We start from the raw sequence: 24,464 nt of genomic DNA, 5'->3' as shown, positions 1-24,464 counted from the left end.
AGTTGCATCCCTAATTTACTTTTTTTCAGCAGATGTCGTTAATTGCTGGTAAGCATTCCGTGCGGCATCTTTTTCCGCCGCTTTGGTTGACTTACCTTGTCCTGTTGCAAGTACTTGTTGGTTAACCATTACTTCGACTTCAAAAATTTGATCATTATTCGCCAAGGGCTTTTCTGATAGTTTTTGATATTTAATTGCAACGGGTCCATCTTTTTGTAGATATTCTTGTAACTTTGACTTATAGTCCACAAATTGCTCAAAGAAGCCTTCGTCAATTTTTGCAAATAAAATTTGTTCCAAGAAACGCATCACGACAGCTTGTCCTTGATCAAGGTATAGGGCCCCAATAAAGGCCTCCCAAATATCTTCCAGTAATGAATCACGTTGGCGGGCACCAGATAATTCTTCTCCCCGGCCTAATCGAATATAACGATCTAGATGTAACTCGCGTGACAAAGCTGCAAATGAACGGGTCTGTACCATTGCAATACGCAACTCTGTCAATCGACCTTCATCCCAATCTGGAAAACGTTTAAATAAATACACTGCCGTTGATTGTTGCATGACAGCATCGCCCAAAAACTCTAACCGTTGATAATCATTTCCTTCTACTTCAGGATGTTCATTCAAATAATTTGCTTGCGTCAGTGCTTCCTGAAGCAATTGTTCATTATCAAAATGTAGGTCATACTGACTTGCTAATTCTTGCTCTAATTCTTCCATGCGCTTTTGCCCCCTTTTAATTTTCACATAGTCCTTATTATACCAGATTTTAGCGCGTTAAGCTGAAACAAAAGGCACCAACAGCATTCGCTGTTGGTGCCTTTATCACTTATTTTGAATGTGCGATCACGAAATCCGCAACGTCATCGATTGTCTGTAATTGCTCGGCATCTTCATCAGAAATGGCGGTATGAAATACATCTTCCATTTCTAAGATTAATTCAAGAAAATCAATCGAATCAGCATCGGTCACTTGCATCAAATCACTCGAACCAGTGAGGTTGCGTGGATCAACTTTAAAATGCTTCGCGACAAATTGAATCACATCATCAACTGTCTGTTGGCGCTCCATGCTGACCCCTGTTTACTTCTTTTCTGACTTTGATGACAGTTCATCTTTGTGTGTCTTGACGTACGCTTCAACTTTATTCGTCAAATCCGCATCCGAAATCTTCTGAATTTGCTTCAAAGTTTGGGCAACTTCGTAAGCACTTGATGAACCATGGGTCTTCACAACTGGTGCCTTCACACCAATAACAACTGCACCACCATATTCAGAGTAGTCTAAACGTTCAGCCGCTTTAGTCAAACTTGGCTTCAGCAATAGGCCACCTAACTTGGCTTGCAAGTTACCATCAACAATTGTGTGCTTCACAACAGAAAGCACACTCTTGGCCGTTCCTTCAATAGCCTTTAAGGTTGCATTTCCTGAGAAACCGTCTGAAACGACGACATCTGCTGGTCCTTGCAACAAATCACGTGATTCCACGTTACCCACGAAATTCAAATTACCGGCATCACTCCCATGTTGCAAGAGTTGGTGCGCCTCTTTATGTAATGGATCACCCTTATCTGGCTCACCACCATTATTAAGCAGCCCAACACGTGGTGTCTCAAAGCCCAACACTTCACTTGCATAGAATGAACCTAGGATACCATATTGGTAAAGATGGGCCGGCTTGTTTTCAGCATTGGCACCCACATCCATCATAACGAAAACAGGATGTGGTCCTTTTAAGGCCGGCATAACCGACATTAAGGCTGGACGATCAACACCTTTAATACGTCCCACAATAAAAATTGCTGTCGCTAACACTGCCCCAGTGTTTCCTGCTGAAAAGAATGCGTCGGCATCGCCCGCCTTAACCGCTTCAGCTGCCATTACAAGTGAGCTATTTTTCTTGGTCCGCATGGCCTTAACCGGTTCTTCGGCCATTTCAATCACTTCATCAGCTTCAATAAATTTAATTTGCAGATCATTTTTAATCAAAGCCTTCAATTGATCAACTGGACCATACAATTGAAATTCAACATCGGGCATTTCATCCCGAGCTTGTTCAACACCATTTACAATCGCTTCTGGGGCGTTATCGCCACCCATTGCATCAATCGCAATCTTTAACATGTCATGCTTCCTCGTTCATTTTATATATTTGTATTCAATCTCTAAAAACAGTACCTACCATTATAAAATCTTTTAGGTCCATTAGTCAAAGTTTCGATATCGTGCCATAGTCTCATCTAATAATTCAACCAGGGTCTTAATTTCAGGATCTTGGTCCCAATCCGGTTTGGCGACCATGTCGATTGCTTCTTCTTGAGCAATGGTCATCATTTTCAAATCATGGACTGGATCGCCAACTTTAAACTCCGGTACACCAGACTGACGCTTGCCCAAGATATCACCTGACCCACGTAACTCAAGATCCTTCTGTGCAAGCACAAAACCATCTGTCGTCTGCGTCATAACTTCCATCCGTTCAATGCCGTATTGTGTCTTTGGATCACTTACCAAGAAATTATAGGATTGCCGCTCACCTCGACCAACGCGGCCTCGTAATTGATGTAATTGCGACAAACCAAAACGGTCTGCATCTAGAATCAGCATCACACTGGCATTTGGCACATCCACACCAACTTCAATCACGGTTGTGGACACAAGCACTTGAAACTGGTTGGCTTTAAATTCTGCCATGACCTGTTCTTTCTCTTGGTTTGCCATACGTCCATGCAACAAGCCAACCTGATATGTCGGCCCAAAGACATCGGCTAGTTCTTGATACACCGCTTCCGCATTTTGAACATCTAACGTTTCTGATTCCTCGATTAATGGCGTCACAACGTAGGCTTGTGCCCCTTGTGCTAATTCAGACTTGATAAAGTCTAACACCTTTTCATATCCATTGTGGCGCACCCACTCCGTTTTAATTACTTTTCGACCAGCCGGTAGCTGATCGATGATTGAAACATCCATTTCACCATAAGCGGTAATCGCTAATGTTCTGGGAATTGGCGTTGCCGTCATAGCCAAAACATCTGGATTCATGCCAATTTCACGTAATTTAGCCCGTTGTTTCACCCCAAAGCGATGTTGCTCATCAATGACCGCAAGTCCTAAATTATGGAAAAGGACATCCGGTTGAATTAAAGCATGCGTACCGACCAAAATGTCAATATCACCAGCAACTAAATCTTCCAAGATTTGTCGACGAGCTGCAGCCTTAGTCGAACCGGTTAAGAGTTCCACACGGACATCAGTTTCAGCAAAAAAATTACCTAACGTTCGGGCGTGCTGCTGTGCCAAGATTTCAGTAGGTGCCATTAAAGTTGCCTGCATGCCCGCAGTAATTGCACCATACATCGCTAATGCAGCCACAACTGTCTTTCCAGACCCGACATCCCCCTGCAGTAAACGATTCATATGCTGAGGTCGGCGCATATCTCTGAGTATTTCATTCACGACACGCTTTTGTGCTTCGGTTAACTCAAACGGCAAGGTCGTGATGAATTGTTTCAATTCATCGTTATCAAAATTAACCGGACGACCCTGATTTTGCCGATCCATTTGTTTAATGAGCTGTAGCCGCATTTGAAAGATAAAGAATTCTTCAAAAGATGCTGTACGTCGTGCAGCTTGTGCCGTGACGGCATCAGTTGGTTGATGCATATTTTTGATTACCTCGCCGTGAGACATCAGTTGATAGCGCCGGCGAATTGACTCGGGAATTAACTCTTGATCAATCAAATTTGCATACGTGTGCAATGCTTGGAAAACTAACTCTTTAATGGTTGATTGGCGAATCTCTTTAGAAGCTGGGTAGACCGCCTGCATGTCATTTTCTTCTTCATTCAAAATAATTTTCATACCAGTCATACGCTGTTTTTTCTGTTCATACGTTCCATAAACGGCAATTTCATTTTGAATGTCAATTTTTTGAGCAATCCATGGCTGGTTGAAAAAACTGACTTGAATCGTCTCGTGTTCAATTGATAAGCGAAACGTCACCATAACTTTTTTATAACCAAAGCGTCGCACCACCGGAGCTGATGCCACAACCCCTTTAAACGTTACTTTTTCACCATCAGCTGTTTGTGAGGGTAATTTTTCCGCTAAATCATCATAACGCGTCGGATAGTAAGTCACTAAATCAGCAATGGTGTAGATGTCTAAATGATTGAGCGCCTGTTCACGCTTGGGACCCACACCAGTTAATTGGCCGACTGAATCCATTAAACTTTTTGTCATTGGTCCCTCCTTTCAAAAAAAAGAGCTAGCATGTGCTAACTCTACTTTAATGTTTATACCCATTAATCATTATTCAACTGATAACAAAATTGGGTACAATGGCTGACCCCCATCATGAATTTCAAATTCTAATTCATCATCGAGACTCTCACCATAACTCACAATTGCATCTGCCAAGTCAGAATTACCTTCAAGACCGAAATAGATTGTAACGAGTTCTGAATCGTCATCAAGCATCTTCTCAAGCAAAGCTTTCGCGGCAGCTTCAATATCAGCATTTGGTTTTGCGACAACAATTTCACCATCCAAAATACCAATACTATCACCATCATGAATTTCTAAGCCTTTAATATTCGTATCACGAACTGACGTTGTCACAGAACCAGACTTAATATCACTAATGGTACCCGACATGGCATCCACTGTTTGATCTAATTGACCTTCAGGATTATATCCCAAAACCATCGCTGTCAAACCTTGTTGTTGTGTCTTAGTCCGTACAACCGCCGTTGGCATATCAGTCAAATCAACTGCTTGATCCGCTGCCATAAAGATATTGCTATCATTAGGCAAAATAATGACTTGCTTGGCGCCAGTTCCGTTTACGGCAGAAACTAAGTCTGCTGTTGAAGGCGCTTGCTCCCCATCAAGAACAGTCGTGACACCTGCGTCCTTGAAGAGCTTCTGCATTCCTGCACCTGTGGCAATTGTCACAACTGCCAAGTCTTTAGCAGCAGCTTGTTCAGCTTCCGCTTCACGTTGCTTATCTGCCTTTTCAGCAGCTTCAGCTTGTTGGTTACGCATGTTATCAACTTTGACTTTACGCAATGAACCGAAATGAGTTCCCCATTCAATCACCGCACCTGGGTTCTCTGTGTGGACGTGCACCTTAACAACTTCGTCATCATTGATAACAAGCAATGAATCACCTAATCCGGCAAGATAGTTGTAGAAAGTATCATAATCAAAGTCCTTGTCATAGGTCGTTCCTTGAGCGATATCGACCATAATCTCAGTACAGTAACCATACTTAATGTCTTGTGGATCAAGATCACCTTGAACACCCGCATTGTGCATTGATTGAATCATCGCTTCTAGGCCTGCATTGTCAACATTTCCAGATATGATTTCTTCACCTGACAAAGCACCGTAAAAAGCTTGGAAAACAATCACAAGCCCTTGACCACCTGAATCAACAACCCCTACTTCTTTCAAAGCAGGCAATAAGTCTGGTGTCTTCGCCAAAGCTTTTTCCGCAGCATCCAATGTTTCATGCATCACTTCAACCACATCTTCGGTCTGCTTAGCAGCACGATTAGCTGCCGCTGCTGCCTCACGAATGACGGTCAAAATTGTCCCTTCTGTGGGTTTCATAACTGCCTTATACGCAGTTTCTGCACCACCCATCAAGGCATCTGCAAAATCACGTGCTGAAAGGGTTTGTTTACCATCAACAGAATTTGCAAACCCTCGGAAAATTTGTGATAGGATGACACCTGAATTACCACGTGCTCCCATTAAAAGCCCTTTTGAAGTGGCCTTTGCTAAACTCCCTAGGCTTGTATCATCTTCAGCGCGTTCGTACTCTGCACCGCTCGCCATTGATAAGGTCATGTTTGTACCCGTATCACCATCAGGCACAGGGAAAACATTTAATTTATTGATTTTTTCTGCATTATCCTGCAAAGCGCTTGCTGCAGAATTAATCATCTTACCAAATTCGACATTGGTAATTTCTGTTAGTACTTCCACAATCTTAACTCCTTATCGTTACCGTTCTAATCTTCAAGCATACGGACGCCTTGTACCGTCACATTCACTTCTTGTGCCACAATACCTAACATCACATTTAAATCATTTTTAACGCGTGCTTGGACGCTCTTGGAAATTTCAGAGATTTTCATGCCGTAACCAACAATAATGTAGACATCAACAATCACACCATTATCCGCTTGACGAACAACAACACCCTTTGCGAAGTTATCTCCATTCAAAATCTGATTGACACCATCACGAACTGGGGTTTGGCTAGCCATACCCACGACACCATAATTATCCGTCGCAGCACCACCAACGATTGTTGCAATTACATCATTTTCGATTTCAATAGTTCCTTGATTGATTTGAATCTTAACTGCCATGTTGTTTGACCTCCGTTTGAAACTGTCACCATGCATTGCTTGGCAACCTGTCGATTATGTCTCGTTCTTAACTCATTCTATTCTAACAGGTTTCTGGTGATAAAAGAAAAAAGCCACCATAATCGGTAGCTTTTTTAATTAAACACGCTCAATTGTACCGTTCTTCAAACCAGCCTTCAAAGTACGAGCTGATAGGTACACCTTCTTAGGTGCTGAACCGTTAATCTTAACCGTCACTTTTTGCAAGTTTGGCTTCCAGCTACGACGACTTGAGTTAAGGGCGTGTGAACGTTGGTTACCAAAGCGAGTACGCTTTCCGTTGACTGAATCAACTGCCATATGTTTACCCTCCAATCTTAAGCTCTCTAAATTTTTTTAGTGCTTTTATTTACTTGAATAATAATACCAAACCACTCGCACTTGTGCAAGGGTTTTGTGTAAAGTATTTTTACTTTACACAATTTACATCAGATACAGACGGCTTAAATTTCTGCATCTCGGCTCTGAATCACTGCTACAATGCCTGATTCAAAGCTAAAATGATTTGTATCACCCACAAATTCATTTGATGACCACGAGTAAGGATTTCCACTCCATTGCTGTAAAGGATACTTTTCATCAATAAGTGTTAAATGCGTTACCGGAGTTAATGGCATAAATCCAAGGTACTTCATCTGTGGACTTTTGTTAATTGTATGCTGACCTGCTTCATAAAAAGTAATTTCATTATAACGATCAACAACACGTACCTTAGACAACAATGATTGAAATTTGGGGTTGGTAAAAATCCAAATATTTGAAAAAATTTGATCAATTCGGCCACCAGTTGCACCATAAATATCAATCTGTTCTATATCGTACATCTGTTCTAAGGTCGTTAACAAAAGTTCGGTATCAGTCTGGTTTTGATCTGTCTTTGTCACCACATGGGCAACTTGTTGAAAAACATCAGCTTGTTCCGCCTTTGACATCGAATCAAAATCACCAACAACCAATTCTGGTTGATACCCCAAAGCCAGTAGCCGTAAGGCACCGCAATCAGCCGCTGCCCACCGTCCAGACAATTGGCCTTGTTTAAGTTGGGCAGGCCAATCCGCTTCGGGTCCGCCTACTAAAACTTGAAAGGTATCACCCATTAGTCAGCCGTCACTTCCTTAAGACGGGCAATCTTGGCAGCTGGATCAACTTTGTCATAAACATATGAACCAGCAACTGCAACAGTTGCACCGGCTTCATAGGCTAACTTAGTCGTTTCATCATTAGCTCCACCGTCAATTTGAATATCAAAAGTATAGCCATTATCACGCTTAATTTGGGCTAACTTTTCAATCTTCTTAAGCATTGATGGTAAGAACTTTTGACCACCAAAACCAGGGTTAACTGTCATAATCAATACTTGGTCAACCATGTCCAAGACTGGTTCAATCAGTTCAACTGCAGTTCCGGGGTTAATGACAACCTCAGCTTTAACACCGTTATTCTTAATCATTTGAAGGGCACGGTGGATATGTTGTGTTGCTTCATATTGCACCCCAATAATATCAGAACCTGCTTGTGCAAATTCATCCACGTAACGTTCTGGTTCTTCAACCATCAAATGAACATCCAATGGTAGATTAGTAACTTGCTTCAATGCCTTGACCCAACCTGGACCATATGAAATAGATGGGACAAACATGCCATCCATAACATCAACGTGTAACATATCTGCGCCTGCCGCTTCGACTAGCGCAACGTCATCTTGAAGATTCAAATAATCAGCTGACAAAATTGATGGTGCAACTTTAATTGACATATCCATAACCTCTTTTTCTATTTTTAATGTTTCTTATCATGTTTATTATAAACCGGACGACGGCCTTCAATCAAATCATAAAACATTTTATAGTTCTCATAACGTGACGTCATAATCTCGCCCATTTCGACAGCTGGCTTCACCGCACAGCCTGGTTCCTTCAAATGGACACAGCCCCGATACTTACATTCTGGACTATATCGATTAAATTCGCGGAAATAATGGGTCAATTGATTTGCTTCCATGTCAAACACTTCAAAGGCAGAGAAACCTGGTGTATCAGCCACTAAACCACCATACATCTCAATCAGACCCACTTGACGTGTTGTGTGTTTACCACGCATAAGTGTTTCTGACACCACGCCTGTTGCTAAGTCCAAATCAGGTACCAGATGATTCAACAAGGTGCTCTTTCCGGCTCCTGTTTGTCCCATAAAGACTGTCAGCTTATCAGGTAATAGTGCTCGAATTTCATCTAAACTAGCGTCATCAAATGAAACTTCTGGAAAAATCACCTGATAACCAGCTTGTTGATAACCTTTTGCAACTTGCAGTAAGTATTCTCGCGATTCACTAGAAATCAAGTCAGTCTTTGAAAAATAAATAACGGGTTCGATTTGCCGTTCCTCAAGCGCTACCAATTGGCGATCAAGTAAATTACTAGAGTATTCTGGAATTTCCACTGAAGTCACCACGATGGCTTGATCAACATTGGATACAGGTGGCCGTACAAGCGAATTACGGCGGTCATCAATACTTAAAATATAGCCATCATCAGCTTGGGTCGCTGAGAATACAACGAAATCACCCACTAATGGTTTCACATCTTTCTTTCGAAAATTACCTCGAGCGCGTGCTCGAAACATTTCACCAGCGTCGGTTTTAATATCGTAGAAACCGGCTAAAGATAACTGGATTTGTCCATGGTATTCTGCCATACCTACCTCTTTCTCTCTTTAATCATTTGCCCTGATACGGTTGTACTTGAACTAGAACTTACTTGAGGCGTTGAAGGCGAAACTTCAGAGTTACTATAGGTGTCAGGCTTTTCTGAATCTGTACTTGATGTACTCTGTGAAGTTTCAGATGTTGAAGACTCCTCACGTCGTTCCGACTTAGAAGATGCGACTGATGGGTTTGTAGCGCGCGAGACAGCCTCAGAATCCTCAACACTTTTTTGCGAGGCTTGTGGTAAATCGATTTTTTCTGGGCCCATCGACACGACAAAATTAACGGTTGTCTTATTAGGAATCACTTTCTTGTCCGGCTTGATACTCTGTTTAATAATATACCCAACCGGCACAGAATCGCTGTGTTCGTGACTGTTAGTAACTGTATACCCCTTAGCCTTTAAACGATCAGCCACCGTCTCATAAGCTTCGTTTCGATAATCGCCAAAACGAATCTTATGTGGTCCCTTAGAAACCGTGAGCTTAATTTTGGCATCACGAGCCACATGGGCACCAGCCTTGGGTTGCGATGCCAACACATCCCCTGATTTTGTTGTTTCAGAATATTTATAGGTAATCGTTCCAGGCTTTAAATTAGCCGCAGCTAATTCATCCTTGGCTGATTGCAATGACATATCTTGCACTTCTGGAACAGTCGCTTGCTTAGGCGTCTGCATGCCGTAGATTGTCAAACCTATAATAAAGGCAGCAAGCACAGCCAAAATACCGACAAGCCACACGCGTTTCTTCTTATAAAACGGTTTTGGTTGTTGGTCTGCCTGTCCGGCAGTTGTCGCAGTCGCCTCATCATTATCTCGATTAACTGCCATAACCGTGGCTGTCTTTTCAGACAGCTTAGCTTCATTCGCAGTCGTTTGCCCCTTGATTGTTGTCATAACTTTGGTTGGTTCAGTCTCATCATTTGCTGAAGGGCTAATCCAACGTGCATCATTGACGCGATCAGGTGACAATGCTGTAGCTAAATCCATACGCATGGCATTCGCTGAATCATAACGTTCCAGTGGATTTTTAGCTGTTGCTTTCAAAATAACATTTTCTACGGCTTGTGGAATCCGTGGGTCACTTTCGCGCACCAAAGGCATAGGATCCGTTGTATGCTTAATGGCCACTGCGACAGACGTTTCCCCATCAAAAGGTACCTTGCCGGCCAACAACTCATATAACATAATGCCCAGAGAATAAATGTCACTTTGCGGTGTTGCTGGTTCACCACGGACTTGTTCTGGTGCCATATAATGCACAGAACCAATCGCCATATTGGTTTGCGTCATACCGAACGAAGATTGCGCACGTGCAATCCCAAAATCCGTAATTTTCGCAGTCCCATCCACTGTCATTAAGACATTTTGTGGCTTTAAATCACGATGAATAATACCGTGATTATGGGCCTCCTGGACACCACTCAAGACTTGCCCCATGATATCCACGACCTTTGTTAAGGGGAGTGGAAAATTATCCGTCTCGTAACGTTTCAAGTCTGGACCGGAAATATACTCAGTCACTAAATACTGATTCCCGTCATCATCCCCATAATCATAAACCTGTGTGATATTTGGATGAACAAGTTCAGTTGAAGCCCGAATTTCATTTTCAAAGCGTTTCTTAGCAATGGGATCATCTCGCATATCTAAGCGCATGATTTTCAAGGCAACTTCCCGATCCAAAATCATGTCATAGGCACGATAAACATTGGCCATACCACCCTCACCCAGTGGGCCAATTATTTTATAACGTCCGCCAATTACTTGATCTGGTTGCATTAGGCATCCTCACTTTCTTGGTACCCTAACAAAACCGTCACATTATCGCTTCCACCAGCTTCATTTGTTTGTTGGATTAGTTGTGACACCGCCTCAGTCATTGATGAGACTTGTGTCAATGTGTCATAGATGACTTGATCACTCAAATGTTTCACTAAGCCATCCGTTGTTAGTAAAATTTCATCACCTGGTTGTAGGGCAAAATCAAACAAATCGATTTCAGTTTCTTCATTAACGCCCAACTGACGTGTTAAAACATTTCGACCACCATTAACGCTTGCTTCATCAGGCGTCATTGATCCGGCTCGAACCAGTTCTTGTGCTAAATTATGATCTTCTGTAATTTGAAACAATTGTGCATTCCGTAGCATGTAGGCTCGTGAATCACCAAGATTTCCAAAACAAATTTGATCTGGAAAAATGACGGCCAATACAATTGTTGTGGCCATACCTTCCAGTGTTCGGTACCGTCCAGCTGTTTCTAAAATTGTTGCATTTTCTTGTTGAATGGCTTGGACAATCCAAGTCTTTGCTTCAGCGATTGTTTGCACCGTTGCTTGTCGCCAAGCATTACCTAAATGTGACACCGCCATATTCGAAGCGACATCTCCGGCCTGCTCACCGCCGACCCCATCTGCTACTATTGCTAATTGAACACCCAACTGATTTTTAAAAGCACCAACATAATCTTGGTTATCGGCGCGGACTCTCCCAGTATCAGTTGCATATGCTATTTTCATAGCGACCTCCATCTTTTATCCGATCTATTTCTCAGTACGTTCTAGTGTTGCAATAAAGAATCCATCAGTGCCATATTGATCCGGCATAATGTGAATTAATTGTTGTTCATCAACAATTGATAAGTCTAATTCTACCATGCTTTTAGCAATTCTAAAATTAGAATGTGCTGCCAAGAATTTTTGAATTACATCGTCATTCTCAAGGTTTACAAAAGTACATGTACCGTAAACTAGACGACCACCAACCTTTAATTTATCAGCAACAGCGTTTAAAATTTCAAGCTGAATTTTTTGCAAATTACGACTATCATCAAGTGTTTTTTCGTAACGAATTTCAGGTTTACGTCGTAACAATCCCAAACCGGAACATGGTGCATCGACTAGAATGCGATCAAACGTCTCATTTTCAAAAGCATCATCCACTTTTCGTGCATCAAGCGAATGCGCCTTCACTCGGTCAGCCACACCCAGCCGATAAGCATTTTCCGCAATTAGTTTAACTTTGTGGTCATGAATATCTAGGGCATCCACACTTCCACCCTGCGTAGCATCCAAATAAGTTGCAATTTGGGTGGTTTTACCACCTGGCGCAGCAGCAGCATCCAACACGCGCATATCAGGTGCAATTTCAAGACTTGGCACCATCAGCATGGCAGCCTCGTCTTGCAGTGTAATTAAGCCAGCTTCAAAAGCATGTGAGCTAGCTGCATGGCCATTTTCCAAGCGAAGTCCGACTGGAGAAACTTCCGAGCGCGTTACCTTGAACCCTTCAAATTCCAAATCACTAATGGCTTCATCAACGCTGGCTAAGGCTGTGTTCACACGAGCTGATTGGGCCGGTGCGTGGTTGATGCTTGCCGCAATTTTTTCAGTCCGTTCAACCCCATATTGTTCGACAAGTAAGTCAATAATCCAAATGGGTAACGATTCTTGGACTGAAAGACGTTCTGTTGGATTCGTAATCTTATCCGTATCCGGTAACCCTTGTCGATCCATGGCGTGTAATGTTCCTGTCACCATACGTCGGATACCGTCATGTCCACGCTTTTTAGCAATATTGATAGCCTCATCAAAGACTGCACGTTTGGGTACTTTATCCAAATATTGCCACTGAAACAACGAAATCATAAAGAGTTCTCGAACCCATGGATCAAGGCGGTTCGGGTTCTTAATAAAAGGCTTCAACCAATATTCTAACGTTAAGCGATGTTGAATAACCCCATAGACCATTGTTGTCATAAAGTGGATGTCACGTTCTGACAAATCGGCTTGTTTAATCATGGCATTCAACTCTAGGTTTGAATATGATCCTGTTCGCACCTTTTCAAGTGTTCTTACGGCCATGGCCCGTGGATTTGTCTTTTCCCACTTACTAATTGCTGTTTGTTGTTTACTCATCATCGATTACCTGATCACCTTCGTTGAATTTTGCGTGGCCGTTCAGATAATCTGAAACAGTCATTTTGGGTTTTCCTGCTGGTTGAATCTCATCAATGGCCACCACAGTGTGTTGACCAGCTGCCAGCCAAAGTTCTTTTTTCGTTTTCTTAACGACTGACCCAGCGGGTAATTCAGTCGTTGCGTCAATAAGATGCGTTCGTTGAATCTTTGTCCGAACCCCATTAATTGTCGTGTGGGCCGTTGGAAAAGGATTTAAACCTCGAACATGGTTGTGCACTGATTGTGCTGAAGCCTTAAAATCTAAAACTTCCTGTTCGGGAGTTATGTTTGGTGAAAAAGTCACTTGAGCAGGATCTTGCGGGGTACGCGAGCTTGTTCCATCAATCAAATGCGGTAACGTTTCCATTAACAAATCACGACCAAGCTGACTTAATTTATCGAACATCTCACCTGTCGTATCATTGGCGCCAATTGTCAAATCTGCTTGACTAATAATATCACCCGCATCCATGGCCTTGACCATATACATAATTGTTACACCAGTCTTAGCATCACCGTTCATCACTGCATAATGAATGGGTGCACCACCTCGATACTTAGGTAACAAAGATGCATGTACATTAATTGCTGCAATTTTAGCTGCATTTAATAGTTTGGTCGGTAAAAATTGACCGTAAGCCGCCGTAATAATTAGATCCGGTTCGCTATTGATAAGGGTTGCGAGTTCATCTGAACCACTCAATTTTTCAGGTTGTAGGATTGGTAAATTCAACGCTACAGCTGCCTTTTTTACAGGGGTTGGGGTTAGGACGCGCTTGCGACCGACGGGACGATCAGGTTGTGTCACCACCGCAACCACATGGTACGCATCATCTTGCGCAATTGCTTCTAAAATTGGGACTGAAAAATCTGGTGTTCCCATAAAAATAATATTCTTTGACATCATTACTCCTTTTTTAAAGTGCATTATGTATGTTAACCGCCAACAACTTGACGATTAAACAAAGTTGACCGGATCACGGTCAATCAATAGTGTGACCTTCTGTCGCTGTAATCGTTGTCCAGCTTGCATTAACTCGTCTAGTGCTTCAAATAATTTAGCACTTTGCCGATATTTAATGACAATACGGTAAACATATTTGTTATTCAGCCGTGCTACCGACCCAGCCGATGGCCCGAGCATAACCGTTTGTAAATCAAGATACGGTTTCAACCAATCCGCAATCTCATAGGCGACGCGAGCTGATTCAGTTTGCGATTCATGTAAAACTTTGAGTTGAATGGTGTAATAGTACGGCGAGTACTGCCATTCTTTACGAATTGCCATTTCATACTGGTAAAAGCCTTCATAATCATGCGTTTGTGCAAACCGTAACGCATAATGTTCTGGATTATACGTTTGCACGATCACTTCCCCTGGTTTATCCGCTCGTCCTGCTCGCCCCGAAACCTGTGTTAATAGCTGAAAAGTGCGTTCAGCAGCACGATAGTCGGGTAAAGCCAACGTTGTATCAGCATTAAGCACGCCAACTAGCGTGATATCGGGAAAATCAAGCCCTTTAGCAATCATTTGCGTGCCAAGTAAAATGTCAGCTTCGTGGTTACCAAAAGCTTCCAGCATGCCGTCAGTCGCCCCTTTTTTTCTGGTTGTATCCTGATCCATTCGTAACACACGTGCAGTCGGTAAGTATTCTTTAAGCATCGCTTCAACTTTTTGCGTGCCCGCGCCAAAGGGCCGAATACGCTGTGAACCACAGTTAGGACATGTTTTCGGAATTGGTTCTTGATAACCACAATAATGGCAAATTAGACTATTGGTTACTTTATGCATGGTTAAAGCCAAATCACAGTTAACACATGTTGGCGTAAAGCCACAATCACGACAGCTAACATAATTAGCGTAACCGCGGCGATTAAGCATTAAGACACTTTGTTCGCCGCGTGCCAATCGTTGACGTAAAGCTTCCAATAGTTCATTTGAAAATAAATCATCGGAGCCGGATTTAATGGACTCACGCATATCGACCAAACTTACCGGTGGCAATGGCTGAGTTTGGACTCGTTGGGTCAACCGCAATAGCGTGTACTGCCCTTGTTGGGCATGAGCACGACTTTCTAAAGAAGGCGTTGCCGAGCCTAAGACCACTGTGGCTCGATGGTAAGACGCCCGCCAAAGTGCAACATCACGCGCATGATATCGCGGATTTTCTTCCTGCTTATACGAGGCATCGTGTTCTTCATCCAAAATGATAAGTCCGATATCCTGTAAGGGAGCAAAAATAGCTGAACGGGCACCAACGACTACCCTTGCTTCGCCACGCTCTATCCGGCGCCACTCATCATAGCGTTCACCGTCGGAAAGCGCACTATGTAGAACAGCTACAGCTTCACCAAAGCGACTTTTCACGCGGCGTACCATCTGAGGTGTTAGCGTGATTTCTGGAACCAACATCAAGGCTGTTTTTCCTTGCGCTAGAACTGTTGCCATTGCTTGTAAGTACACTTCGGTTTTCCCAGAACCAGTCACACCTTCCAATAAGTACGTCTGACTTTTCGCATCATCCGTCAGATTCTCTGACAGCGTTGTAAAAACATGTGCTTGTTGCTCTGTTAGCGGTAACGGCTCAGTCGCCGTGATAGCTGAGGTTAACTTTGGTAAGCGATATTGTTCAATTTCACCTTTTTGTATCCACCCATTTGTTTCGGCCTTCTTCAATGTCGTGTAATCGACCGCAGTCGCATCAATAATTTCTTTTTGTGCAATCCAATTTGGAGAAGCCGTCATCAAATACGTCAATAATCGTGCCTGTTTCTTGGCCGTAGGACGTAGCCCTTGCCGAATTTCATCATACTTTTCAGCCGACAAGATTGGTTTAACAGCCGTAACCAATTTAATTTTCGCACGATTACCCACTTGATAATTGATGGCCACTTGACCTAAGCGGGCATATTTATGTAACGCCGTTAACACTTCAGGTGTCACATGATTGTCGTCCAACGGTACCTCAAAACGATCGGTGAAAAAATCACGCAGCATCGCATCTGTTTCTAAAAGCGCAGGGTCACGTAACTGAACGGTTTTCACATACTTGGCCCGCATCACATTAGGTAACATCGCCTGTAAGACACTAATCTTAAAGGCAAAATTCTCACGAGCAACCCAATCGGCTAATTCAAGCATTTCTGCATTTAGAACAGGTGCCACATCAACGACATCAGTAATTTCTTTTAAATCCACCTCACCATGATAGTCATCTTGCAGACCAACCACAAATCCTTGTACTTGTCGGCTACCCTTACCGAAAGGAACGACAACCCGCATCCCAGCCTCAACAACCGCCACAAATTTGTCTGGAATGGCATAAGTATAGGGTTGGTTCGTTTGCATCGTTGGTACATCAACAATTATTTGAGCAAACATCCTCATCCCCCCTTTCCAGCTTGGTTTAATACTTTATTGTAACAAATTTACGCGGTATCCCCTAATTTACAAAAAAAACAGCTTAACATGACTTACTCTGTCAAACTGTCTTTTCAAATTTAGTGGCTGAGATAATTATCCGAAAGCCATGTCTGCATTTGGTTCACAAAGTTTAAATTCTCTTCTTTTTGTCCCACGTCTGGGGCTTTGGCTAACATTACTGGTTCAGCCTGAACCGCGTCTGCCCCCGGCTTTTGTACTAGCAACAATGCCTTGCTTGCTTGCTTATCCAAAAACAATTTGTCTGAGAATTGGATAAATCCTTGGAAATAGATACCATCGTTTTGGAAATACTTCAGTAGTTGGGGCGCCTGTTCTGATTCAAATAAGTGTGCTGGCACAATTAACAAACCAAGGCCCCCAGGTCGTAGTGTTTCCATAACCTTCTCAATGAGTAGATGATGCACATGCGTCAAACCATCTTCAACAACAGTTTGGTAGCCCGCATCCAACTCCTTTGGATAATATCCCACGGGCAAATCTGCAACAACAACGTCCATCTTGTCACTTAAATCAGGTGTATCCGCAAGCGCATCTTGATGATCTAATTGCCAATCTAAACCTAAAAGAGCAGCAACGCCACTGGCAATGGTAATAAGCGTATCATCATTTTCAACACCATAATATGTCGTCGTGTCCCCACGTTGCTGTAAGGCTAGGTTAACGGTTGCAAGCAGATTTCCTGATCCAACTGTAATATCTAAGACTTGGCTAGTCTGTTGAGGGTTCAAAAAGGCTTCAACAAAGAACGTTACCCACATACCAATCGCATCTGGCGTAACCTGGTAATTACCTTGCAACTTATCTTCTTGCATGGTTGCAACTAGAACAAGCTGCAACACTTGCCGCTTTTGTTCTGGTGTTAATGTGTTAAAGTCACTTTCCTTAAGTGTTTGCCGAATAAACTTACGATCCGCTTGATCTAATTCGTTAAAGGCATCATCATTTTGTCGATTAAGCGCCTCTAACACAATAATCAGGGCTTCAATGGCGGGGATATCCAATTTTTCGGCAAGTTGCGCTTGGGCAGCTTGCATTTTTTTTATAGCTTTTTCAATCGCTTCATACATGGGCATTTATCCCTCCAATTATTTATCTTTTTAGATATTCAATTATACGCCGTTTCAGCGTAAATTGATAGTCATCTCCCATTGTATGGCCGATATATTGAAACTTGTGTTTGATCAGGAGCAACGACATCATAGGCATGATATGCCTTATGATAACAAATTCGATAACCCTCCTTTTCGACAAATTTTGGAAACGGTTGTGTTAATTTTTGGATGAGGTCAAGAGCCTTCGTTTTATGACGCCAATACTGTTGTTCAATGATGGTCAGTCGTTTTATTTGCACCAAGTTATTTTGTAATTGGTAGCCAAAAAAACTTAATCCGAAAAGCGAAAATAAAACGAGTTCGAAACAAAATGCGCGTCTCGTCCAACTAAATATGCACTTCTTGGACATCCCTTTGCCCCTTTTGATGAATGAAAAACATTTGAAAACATGCATGCGACAAACGTTTGAACGTTACTTGTTGTACTTGATTCATTAAAACAAAATTCCCTCCATTTTGCGTCACACTAACCAAGGACTGTTTCTTTTGTTCGATTGTATAGACGACGCCACGTGGATGTTTAATTTTAATTCGTCGTTCCCCGACATCTAGAATACGACCACCTCCTAAGTGATGTTGCAAATGCTGAGTTACGATAAAATTCCCAATTTGCTGTTGATACTGTCGTTGCTCAATTCGCCACTGTGCTAATGACTGCTGTGCATGACTCACACAAACAAACACCCCCTGTAAAATGATTAAGCTACACAGTAATTCAATCAACAAACTACCTTTTCTGTATTTGTACATACCAATCCATCTCATTTTTTAGATAGGCTTGTTTAATTTTTTCACAAATTGTCCGCTCCTGTCGCATCACCTGTAGTTCATGACGTAGCATCCGGCCTATGGGCATCACAGTACCTACAACAAGTAGTAAACATAATAAACATTCACTTAAGATAAAAGCAGTTCGTTTAACGCCAGGTATAGGTACCACCCCCTACTTGAAAAACAAGTCGTTTACGATCCTTTGTTTTCGGATTAAAAAAAGATAACGTTCCACCTGTGATGGCATGTGCGTGTACCTCAATTCGCGGTGACCAATCATTTTTCCACTCTGAAGGTAGTGGAATTTTTATGCGATTCACATAAATCGCTTCATTTTTTGTATAAACATTAAATTGACGACCAGTAAGGCTGGATTGGAATCTGGCTGATGTAAAACACCGATCAAATTCATTTTCTACCGTGGACCAAGAACGGCTGTAACGCCCATGAAAGGTAAACATCAACAATGTACACATAATCACACACCCTACGAGAATCTCAATTAGTAAAAATCCAGAACGTTTAGCGTCCATTATTCAGGTCGTTTAACTTGGTCACCACGTAAAATGAGTTTCTCACGTTCAAACTGTTCAACTTGGGCTTTAGACATAAATCCGTGTTCCGCCAAGCTTGGTAATGAAACATCATATCCTGGATATTGTCCTTTAAAAAGATCCACTTGATTTTGAACATGGTGACAAAATGCTTCACTCTGCTTTTTTTCTGCAAACTGCCGGATACGGTTAACATTGGGCAGAACGAGCATCATCAATAAACTCATAATAAAAATTGTTGTAATGACCTCAATTAAGGTGAAGCCTGTTCGTTTTTTAATTTGCTCTAAACCGTTCATTAAAAGCGCTCCTCAAAATTTTGGTAGGTCGGTAAAATAAATTCACCATACAGCGCGATGATGCATCCACCTAAAAGGACAAATAACAAAGGCTGTAACAACTGTAAATAAACTTCAATCTTGCGCTCAACGAGCTTATTCAAATCCTCCGCCAATATCTGTAGTTCTATTCCGACTTGCTTGGCTGGGTGCCCTGATTCAAACAGCGTTTGCACTGTTTCTGGTAATATTGGCATACACTTTAAAACACCTATTAATGGTAAGCCTTGTTTTAAGGCATCTGTGACAGCCTGATGAATTAGTTTGCCAGATTTGGATTGTAGTAATTGGTGATGCGTTCGTAAGTATTCAAAAACATCGGTTAGTTGAACCCCACCTTGCAACAAACAGCCAATCTGGAAACACAGTTGCGCTTGTAATCTCAATCGCCAAATTTGGCCAACATACGGCAATCGCATTAAAACGTGTAAACCGTTCAAATATACGCACGCGGTTAAACTTAATCCTGCGGCCGTTAGCATTACGCCTACATGTATTAAAACAGTCCAAAGGCGACTTGATTGCGTTAAAGTTACCGAAAAATAACCTGCCATCCCTAAAATCAGGATAAATAGACAGATGGGATAGGACGCCAATTGCCAAAACTTTTGGACATGTTGCGCATGCTGGCGTTCTCGATCGCCCAATATTTTTAAAAAACGTTGTTGTTGTCCATGTAGTTCAACAAGCGTCAATTCTGCAATGATGCTTGGATTAACGAATCGCGCTAAGCAAACCGATAACAGTTTCCCCTGTGCCAAATCTGCCACGATTACATCTATATCCGCTGACCATTTCGAACAGCTTCGCTGTATTAGTGCCAAAGCGGTTTGTAAATCAAACCCATTTTCTAGTAAGTAACTTAAACGGTTGAAAAATTCAGCTTGACGCTTACGTGACCAAAGTCGTCGAAATCTCATGTTTTTTTCTTTAAGAATTGATAGCTAAATTCAAAATTTTGTCGTTGTCGAACTTGAAAAGCTAGCCCCGTTAAAACTTGATTTAAATCGCCAATGTCCACACCTAAATTCAAAAAGCGTTGCACAATTTCATTTAGACCTAGGGCGTGAATTGTTGTCAAAATCAAATGCCCACACAAAGCTGCCTCTACTACTTGCGCTGCCGTTTGTGCATCGCGAATCTCACCAATAACGATTACTTGGGGATGGTGCCTTAGCGAAAGTTTAAACAATTGTGCATACGTCATATCTGCTTGGTCATTAACCTGTAACTGTAAAACGGCTGGTTGTGTAATCTCAACAGGGTCCTCAATCGATAAAACGACTTGATCTGCTAAAAAATGTTGAATCAAATAAGCTAAAGAAGTTGATTTCCCAGCGCCCATAGCTCCCCCAATCACCCAGAGACCAGTACTATGGCGCATACGTTTACCAAAGATTTGGACTGCCGTATTATGCTGTAAGGGTCCTGCAATTTGAACGAGCGGATAAATGATTCGAATCACCATTGTTTCAGCTAACATAAAGTCCCCAACTGTTGAGATACGTAAATGTAGGTGATGTACCTGATACGTGTAAGTCCACTGACCTGCCTGTGGTCGCCGATTTTCAGCTAAGTCGAGGTGCGCTTCATATTTCAAAAAACGTATCAGCGCTTGCCCAATCTCTAATCGTAAAGATGGTTGTGTTACATATCCGTTTGGCGTTAGAAATCCGACCATGATTTCTTGAGCTTGTGGTCTAAAATAAATATCTGAGGCAACTTGTTTGACTGCTTTTGTTATCAATTTTGAAAATAGTTCAAGCATGATTAATACCTCCTTTCTAGGAATTTCAAGAATATAGACGCACCTTACCAAATTTTTTCCAAAAAAAAAGCGCCCAAAGGCACTGATTTTATTTTATTTAATTTAATGCAATTGAAACAAAATTCAAAACGAATAGCAGTGTGATAATCCACAAAATCGGACTAATTTGCTTGAACTTACCCTTAATCGTTTTAATCAATACATAGAAGATGAACCCTGCTGCAATTCCATACGAAATTGAATATGAAAAGGCCATAAACGCTGCCGTGAAGAAGGCCGGAATGGCAACTTCCAAATCATCCCAATCAATTTGTGTAAATTCATTCATCATTGAGATTCCAACAATAATCAAAATGGGTGCCGTAGCTTGACCCGGAATAACACCTACTAATGGTGCAGCAATAATTGAGAAAATGAAGCCGATGGCAACCACGACTGACGTTAAACCAGTGCGACCGCCGGCTTTAATTCCAGCAGTTGATTCAATAAAAGTTGTCGTATTTGAAGTACCAAAAATACCCGCAAACATCGTTGCAAAAGTATCCGCAACCAAACCACGGTCCATCTTAGACTTGAAGCCTTTGCCGTCGTAGAATTCCTTTTGATCTTCCTTCGTGAAGATTCCAGATGAAATTCCCGTTCCGATAAAGGTTCCAATGGCATCAAACAAACCAGACAATCCCATTGTGAAGACAGTTAAAATCACAACAAGAATATTCTTAGGTGTGGTAAACATTGACCAAAGTCCATCCTTACCCAGCGCCTGTCCAAAGATATCTCCAAAGTCTTTGAAAGTTGAGCCAAATGAGCCTAAAGCATCAATGTGGGTGTTCGTTACACCCATTGGGATTCCGATTAAGGTCGTCACGATGACCGAAATCAAGAATGCCCCAGGTACGTTTAAAATCACCATGATAACCAAAATAATAAAGCCAATCAAAGCTAACAAAACAGGTGCTGAATTGAACGTCGTAATTTCTGGCGTCACACCACCGTTGGCTAACATGCTGTTAATTGAATTAACCGCCATCCCTGGTGTATATGGCTTATTATTAATTGCAGTAATGTTAGAAGGATCAATAATAAAGTTTAAGAATCCCGCATTTTTCAAACCAATATAGGCAATAAATAATCCAATACCGGCAGCAATCGCATGCTTAATTTGATCTGGAATTGCCTTAACAATTGCTGATCGAACCTTTGTTAAGGTAATAATCACATCAACCAAACCGACCAAAAACACCATTCCTAAGGCTTGTTTCCAAGTGAAACCAAGTCCAAAGACAATTGTGTAGGTAAACATGGCCTGCATCCCGATTGATGGTGCAATCGCATATGGTAAATTAGCAAACAGCCCAATAATCAAAGTTCCCGTAACTGCAGTTAAGATGGTGGCCAAGAAAACACCTTGACTTGGCATCCCTGTCAGAGATAGGACGGCTGGATTCAAAAAGATAATATAAGCCATCGCAACGAATGTCGTTAACCCAGCAATTACCTCAGTCTTTACATCGGTATGGTTTTCCGATAATTTAAAAAAACGTTCTAACATAATATCCCTTCTCCTACGACTCAAAGCCACTAAAGTCTCTGTTGTGACTAGATTTATGGAAAAGAAAAACGACACAAGAAAACCCTCATGTCGTCTGTAGTACCTTTTTCACGGATGAAGTCTGTGGCAGAACACGTTAACGACTTATCAAACTATTTAATAAACTATACATCTAGAATAGTGCTTTTTTTAAGAAAGGTCAATAAAAAAAGATGCAATTCTAATGAATTGCATCTCTAAAAAATTATTCAGCAGTTGTGTAGACAGCTGAAACATCATCGTTGTCTTCTAATTCGTCAACCAAATTAGCCAATGTTTCTTGCTTGTCTTCTGGAACGGCCACTGGGTTTTGGGCAATCATGGTTACTTCAGCAGTATCGAAGTCGTAACCCTTCTCTTCCAAAGCAGCACGAACATCCTTAAAGACCTTAGGGTCAGTATAGATTTCGAATTGATCATCGAATGTCTTCAAATCATCAGCACCGGCTTCAATAATATCTTCAAACAATTGATCTTCATCAATGTCTGTATCTTCGGTACGTTCGATTTCTAGGTAACCCTTACGGTCAAATTGGAAGGCCACAGAACCAGAAGTTCCGAGTTCACCACCGAAGTGCTTGAAACTAGCACGAACAGATGAAGCAGTACGGTTTGTGTTATCCGTTAAGGCATCCACAACGACTCCAACACCAGCTGGTCCATATCCTTCATAACGCAATTCTTGGTAATTGGCACCATCAGCACCTGAGGCCTTATCCAACGCACGTTGAATATTGTCCTTAGGCATGTTGGCAGCCTTAGCTTTATCCATTACCAAACGTAAAGCGGCATTTGAATCTGGATCAGCACCACCTTCTTTAGCAACTGTATACAAGTCACGTGATAACTTTTGGAAAATCTTACCACGCTTGGCATCTTGGGCGTTCTTACGTCCTTGAATATTGTGCCATTTACTGTGTCCTGACATATCAAAAACCCCTTTTCATTTAGCTATTTATTCAATTCATTACGCTGCCACTTTCATCGCGCTTGCAATGAAGCGTGCAGAGTGACAAATTGCCACAATTGTAGATTAATTTTAACGCTTAAAATCAGCTGGTGTCAAGCCATCCATGCCAATGTTTGGGTCAATTTCTTGATTTGCAATTAATTTAGCAGTTAAAACCGTTGTTTTCGGTGTTTGAGCTTCTTTGGTCGTCGCACTTTGTGAATTTGCTTCATTTGGGTTAACTGCTTCCACTACTGATACAGTTTGGCTTGGTTTATCAACTGATTTTTGATCGGTTGCCACTTTATTAGGTGCACCGTGACTTAGTTGTGCCAACCGTTCCTGTAACGTGGTATGCCGCATAATACCTTCGGTCTGCGCCGCCTGTGCAAAAGCTGACTGCTCACCAAGCAAGACCAGTGATTCACTCGCTCGGGTAATCCCTGTATATAACAGATTCCGTTGCAGCATGCGTGCAAATGGACGTACCATGGGCATAATGACTAGTTTATACTCTGACCCCTGAGCTTTATGAATCGTGGTCGCATAGGCTAAGGTTAATTGATTCAAGTCTTGCCGCGTATAATCGACATCACCTGTATCGAAAGCAACGCTGACCAAATCCTTCTTTTCCGTATTTGCCTTATCTTTCGCTAAAAGAATTGTTTGAATGTAACCAATATCACCATTAAACACATTGTTTTCAGGGTCATTCGTGGTTTGCATGACTTTATCACCCACGCGTAACACGTAGGCATTATCGCCCATATTCATCGCAATTTCCCGCTTTTTTGGACTTGCTGGATTAAAGATGTTCTGGGCGATTTTATTTAAGTGATG

General features: G+C 41.9%; 24 protein-coding genes. All 24 read right to left on the bottom strand.

All coding sequences use genetic code 11. From position 1 onward, the window contains the following. Window positions 1–15: 15 nt before the first annotated feature. Entirely contained in the window at window positions 16–723 is a 708-nt protein-coding gene (rnc, locus tag IV50_RS05385; protein WP_057746202.1) for a ribonuclease III, read from the bottom strand. 109 nt (window positions 724–832) lie between these two features. Further along, window positions 833–1,075: an acyl carrier protein gene (locus IV50_RS05380; RefSeq protein ID WP_057746197.1), complete on the bottom strand. Its 243-nt coding sequence runs from the start codon at window positions 1,073–1,075 to the stop codon at window positions 833–835. Window positions 1,076–1,087: 12 nt separating this feature from the next. Beyond that, window positions 1,088–2,128, bottom strand: a complete 1,041-nt coding sequence (gene plsX, locus IV50_RS05375) for a phosphate acyltransferase PlsX (RefSeq protein WP_057746194.1) — start codon at window positions 2,126–2,128, stop codon at window positions 1,088–1,090. Between the two features lie 81 nt (window positions 2,129–2,209). After that, window positions 2,210–4,249: an ATP-dependent DNA helicase RecG gene (gene recG, locus IV50_RS05370; protein ID WP_057746191.1), complete on the bottom strand. Its 2,040-nt coding sequence runs from the start codon at window positions 4,247–4,249 to the stop codon at window positions 2,210–2,212. 69 nt (window positions 4,250–4,318) lie between these two features. Then, window positions 4,319–6,001, bottom strand: coding sequence for a DAK2 domain-containing protein (locus tag IV50_RS05365; protein WP_057746188.1), 1,683 nt, complete (start codon window positions 5,999–6,001; stop codon window positions 4,319–4,321). A gap of 26 nt (window positions 6,002–6,027) precedes the next feature. Next, window positions 6,028–6,390: an Asp23/Gls24 family envelope stress response protein gene (locus tag IV50_RS05360; RefSeq protein WP_057746184.1), complete on the bottom strand. Its 363-nt coding sequence runs from the start codon at window positions 6,388–6,390 to the stop codon at window positions 6,028–6,030. A gap of 138 nt (window positions 6,391–6,528) precedes the next feature. After that, entirely contained in the window at window positions 6,529–6,729 is a 201-nt protein-coding gene (gene rpmB / locus IV50_RS05355; protein ID WP_057746181.1) for a 50S ribosomal protein L28, read from the bottom strand. Window positions 6,730–6,872: 143 nt separating this feature from the next. Then, window positions 6,873–7,526 carry a thiamine diphosphokinase gene (locus IV50_RS05350; protein ID WP_057746177.1) on the bottom strand — a complete coding sequence of 218 codons (654 nt, stop codon included), beginning with the start codon at window positions 7,524–7,526 and terminating at the stop codon, window positions 6,873–6,875. Then, window positions 7,526–8,185: a ribulose-phosphate 3-epimerase gene (rpe, locus tag IV50_RS05345; RefSeq protein WP_057746174.1), complete on the bottom strand. Its 660-nt coding sequence runs from the start codon at window positions 8,183–8,185 to the stop codon at window positions 7,526–7,528. Before rpe ends, IV50_RS05350 begins: the two co-directional genes overlap by 1 nt. Window positions 8,186–8,208: 23 nt before the next feature. Then, window positions 8,209–9,123, bottom strand: coding sequence for a ribosome small subunit-dependent GTPase A (gene rsgA / locus IV50_RS05340; protein WP_057746171.1), 915 nt, complete (start codon window positions 9,121–9,123; stop codon window positions 8,209–8,211). A 2-nt stretch (window positions 9,124–9,125) separates the two neighbouring features. Beyond that, a complete protein-coding gene (gene pknB, locus IV50_RS05335; RefSeq protein WP_057746168.1) occupies window positions 9,126–10,916 on the bottom strand; it encodes a Stk1 family PASTA domain-containing Ser/Thr kinase in 1,791 nt (596 codons plus the stop codon). Continuing rightward, a complete protein-coding gene (locus IV50_RS05330; RefSeq protein WP_057746165.1) occupies window positions 10,916–11,656 on the bottom strand; it encodes a Stp1/IreP family PP2C-type Ser/Thr phosphatase in 741 nt (246 codons plus the stop codon). The genes pknB and IV50_RS05330 overlap by 1 nt, the downstream gene beginning before the upstream one ends. Before the next feature lie 24 nt (window positions 11,657–11,680). Further along, window positions 11,681–13,054: a 16S rRNA (cytosine(967)-C(5))-methyltransferase RsmB gene (gene rsmB, locus IV50_RS05325; RefSeq protein WP_057746564.1), complete on the bottom strand. Its 1,374-nt coding sequence runs from the start codon at window positions 13,052–13,054 to the stop codon at window positions 11,681–11,683. Beyond that, the gene (gene fmt, locus IV50_RS05320; protein WP_057746163.1) at window positions 13,047–14,000 is read right to left on the bottom strand and encodes a methionyl-tRNA formyltransferase; all 954 of its coding nucleotides are present in this window, start codon (window positions 13,998–14,000) and stop codon (window positions 13,047–13,049) included. Before fmt ends, rsmB begins: the two co-directional genes overlap by 8 nt. A gap of 54 nt (window positions 14,001–14,054) precedes the next feature. After that, complete coding sequence (priA, locus tag IV50_RS05315; protein ID WP_057746160.1) at window positions 14,055–16,484, bottom strand: primosomal protein N'; 2,430 nt, start codon at window positions 16,482–16,484, stop codon at window positions 14,055–14,057. A gap of 113 nt (window positions 16,485–16,597) precedes the next feature. After that, entirely contained in the window at window positions 16,598–17,608 is a 1,011-nt protein-coding gene (locus IV50_RS05310) for a class I SAM-dependent methyltransferase (RefSeq protein WP_057746562.1), read from the bottom strand. A gap of 372 nt (window positions 17,609–17,980) precedes the next feature. Then, window positions 17,981–18,325 (bottom strand): hypothetical protein, encoded by a 345-nt coding sequence (locus IV50_RS05300; protein ID WP_057746154.1) that lies wholly within the window; start codon window positions 18,323–18,325, stop codon window positions 17,981–17,983. 245 nt (window positions 18,326–18,570) lie between these two features. After that, complete coding sequence (locus IV50_RS05295) at window positions 18,571–18,957, bottom strand: hypothetical protein (RefSeq protein WP_057746152.1); 387 nt, start codon at window positions 18,955–18,957, stop codon at window positions 18,571–18,573. Then, window positions 18,957–19,277 (bottom strand): competence type IV pilus major pilin ComGC, encoded by a 321-nt coding sequence (locus IV50_RS05290; protein ID WP_057746149.1) that lies wholly within the window; start codon window positions 19,275–19,277, stop codon window positions 18,957–18,959. The genes IV50_RS05295 and IV50_RS05290 overlap by 1 nt, the downstream gene beginning before the upstream one ends. Continuing rightward, window positions 19,277–20,236: a type II secretion system F family protein gene (locus IV50_RS05285; RefSeq protein ID WP_057746146.1), complete on the bottom strand. Its 960-nt coding sequence runs from the start codon at window positions 20,234–20,236 to the stop codon at window positions 19,277–19,279. The genes IV50_RS05290 and IV50_RS05285 overlap by 1 nt, the downstream gene beginning before the upstream one ends. After that, window positions 20,233–21,084, bottom strand: a complete 852-nt coding sequence (locus IV50_RS05280) for an ATPase, T2SS/T4P/T4SS family (protein ID WP_057746143.1) — start codon at window positions 21,082–21,084, stop codon at window positions 20,233–20,235. The genes IV50_RS05285 and IV50_RS05280 overlap by 4 nt, the downstream gene beginning before the upstream one ends. 97 nt (window positions 21,085–21,181) lie before the next feature. Continuing rightward, window positions 21,182–22,636, bottom strand: a complete 1,455-nt coding sequence (locus IV50_RS05275) for an NCS2 family permease (protein ID WP_057746140.1) — start codon at window positions 22,634–22,636, stop codon at window positions 21,182–21,184. Between the two features lie 244 nt (window positions 22,637–22,880). Next, the gene (locus tag IV50_RS05270; RefSeq protein ID WP_057746137.1) at window positions 22,881–23,603 is read right to left on the bottom strand and encodes a YebC/PmpR family DNA-binding transcriptional regulator; all 723 of its coding nucleotides are present in this window, start codon (window positions 23,601–23,603) and stop codon (window positions 22,881–22,883) included. A 111-nt stretch (window positions 23,604–23,714) separates the two neighbouring features. Further along, a partial coding sequence (locus IV50_RS05265; RefSeq protein ID WP_162259501.1) for an ATP-binding domain-containing protein occupies window positions 23,715–24,464 on the bottom strand: 750 nt, incomplete at its 5' end.

It is taken from the genome of Weissella viridescens, assembly GCF_001437355.1.
GTDB lineage: Bacteria > Bacillota > Bacilli > Lactobacillales > Lactobacillaceae > Weissella > Weissella viridescens.
This window is presented reverse-complemented; position numbering and strand designations above follow the sequence as displayed.

What these genes read in the sequence shown, in the direction of transcription:
- IV50_RS05275 (WP_057746140.1), bottom strand. Translation starts at nt 22,636, where the DNA reads ATGTTAGAACGTTTTTTTAAATTATCGGAAAACCATACCGATGTAAAG.
- IV50_RS05360 (WP_057746184.1), bottom strand. Translation starts at nt 6,390, where the DNA reads ATGGCAGTTAAGATTCAAATCAATCAAGGAACTATTGAAATCGAAAAT.
- IV50_RS05330 (WP_057746165.1), bottom strand. Translation starts at nt 11,656, where the DNA reads ATGAAAATAGCATATGCAACTGATACTGGGAGAGTCCGCGCCGATAAC.
- rpe (WP_057746174.1), bottom strand. Translation starts at nt 8,185, where the DNA reads ATGTCAATTAAAGTTGCACCATCAATTTTGTCAGCTGATTATTTGAAT.
- priA (WP_057746160.1), bottom strand. Translation starts at nt 16,484, where the DNA reads ATGAGGATGTTTGCTCAAATAATTGTTGATGTACCAACGATGCAAACG.
- IV50_RS05285 (WP_057746146.1), bottom strand. Translation starts at nt 20,236, where the DNA reads ATGAGATTTCGACGACTTTGGTCACGTAAGCGTCAAGCTGAATTTTTC.
- pknB (WP_057746168.1), bottom strand. Translation starts at nt 10,916, where the DNA reads ATGCAACCAGATCAAGTAATTGGCGGACGTTATAAAATAATTGGCCCA.
- IV50_RS05310 (WP_057746562.1), bottom strand. Translation starts at nt 17,608, where the DNA reads ATGTATGAAGCGATTGAAAAAGCTATAAAAAAAATGCAAGCTGCCCAA.
- rsmB (WP_057746564.1), bottom strand. Translation starts at nt 13,054, where the DNA reads ATGAGTAAACAACAAACAGCAATTAGTAAGTGGGAAAAGACAAATCCA.
- rnc (WP_057746202.1), bottom strand. Translation starts at nt 723, where the DNA reads ATGGAAGAATTAGAGCAAGAATTAGCAAGTCAGTATGACCTACATTTT.
- recG (WP_057746191.1), bottom strand. Translation starts at nt 4,249, where the DNA reads ATGACAAAAAGTTTAATGGATTCAGTCGGCCAATTAACTGGTGTGGGT.
- plsX (WP_057746194.1), bottom strand. Translation starts at nt 2,128, where the DNA reads ATGTTAAAGATTGCGATTGATGCAATGGGTGGCGATAACGCCCCAGAA.
- IV50_RS05280 (WP_057746143.1), bottom strand. Translation starts at nt 21,084, where the DNA reads ATGCTTGAACTATTTTCAAAATTGATAACAAAAGCAGTCAAACAAGTT.
- rpmB (WP_057746181.1), bottom strand. Translation starts at nt 6,729, where the DNA reads ATGGCAGTTGATTCAGTCAACGGAAAGCGTACTCGCTTTGGTAACCAA.
- fmt (WP_057746163.1), bottom strand. Translation starts at nt 14,000, where the DNA reads ATGTCAAAGAATATTATTTTTATGGGAACACCAGATTTTTCAGTCCCA.
- IV50_RS05350 (WP_057746177.1), bottom strand. Translation starts at nt 7,526, where the DNA reads ATGGGTGATACCTTTCAAGTTTTAGTAGGCGGACCCGAAGCGGATTGG.
- IV50_RS05380 (WP_057746197.1), bottom strand. Translation starts at nt 1,075, where the DNA reads ATGGAGCGCCAACAGACAGTTGATGATGTGATTCAATTTGTCGCGAAG.
- IV50_RS05270 (WP_057746137.1), bottom strand. Translation starts at nt 23,603, where the DNA reads ATGTCAGGACACAGTAAATGGCACAATATTCAAGGACGTAAGAACGCC.
- rsgA (WP_057746171.1), bottom strand. Translation starts at nt 9,123, where the DNA reads ATGGCAGAATACCATGGACAAATCCAGTTATCTTTAGCCGGTTTCTAC.
- IV50_RS05295 (WP_057746152.1), bottom strand. Translation starts at nt 18,957, where the DNA reads ATGGACGCTAAACGTTCTGGATTTTTACTAATTGAGATTCTCGTAGGG.
- IV50_RS05290 (WP_057746149.1), bottom strand. Translation starts at nt 19,277, where the DNA reads ATGAACGGTTTAGAGCAAATTAAAAAACGAACAGGCTTCACCTTAATT.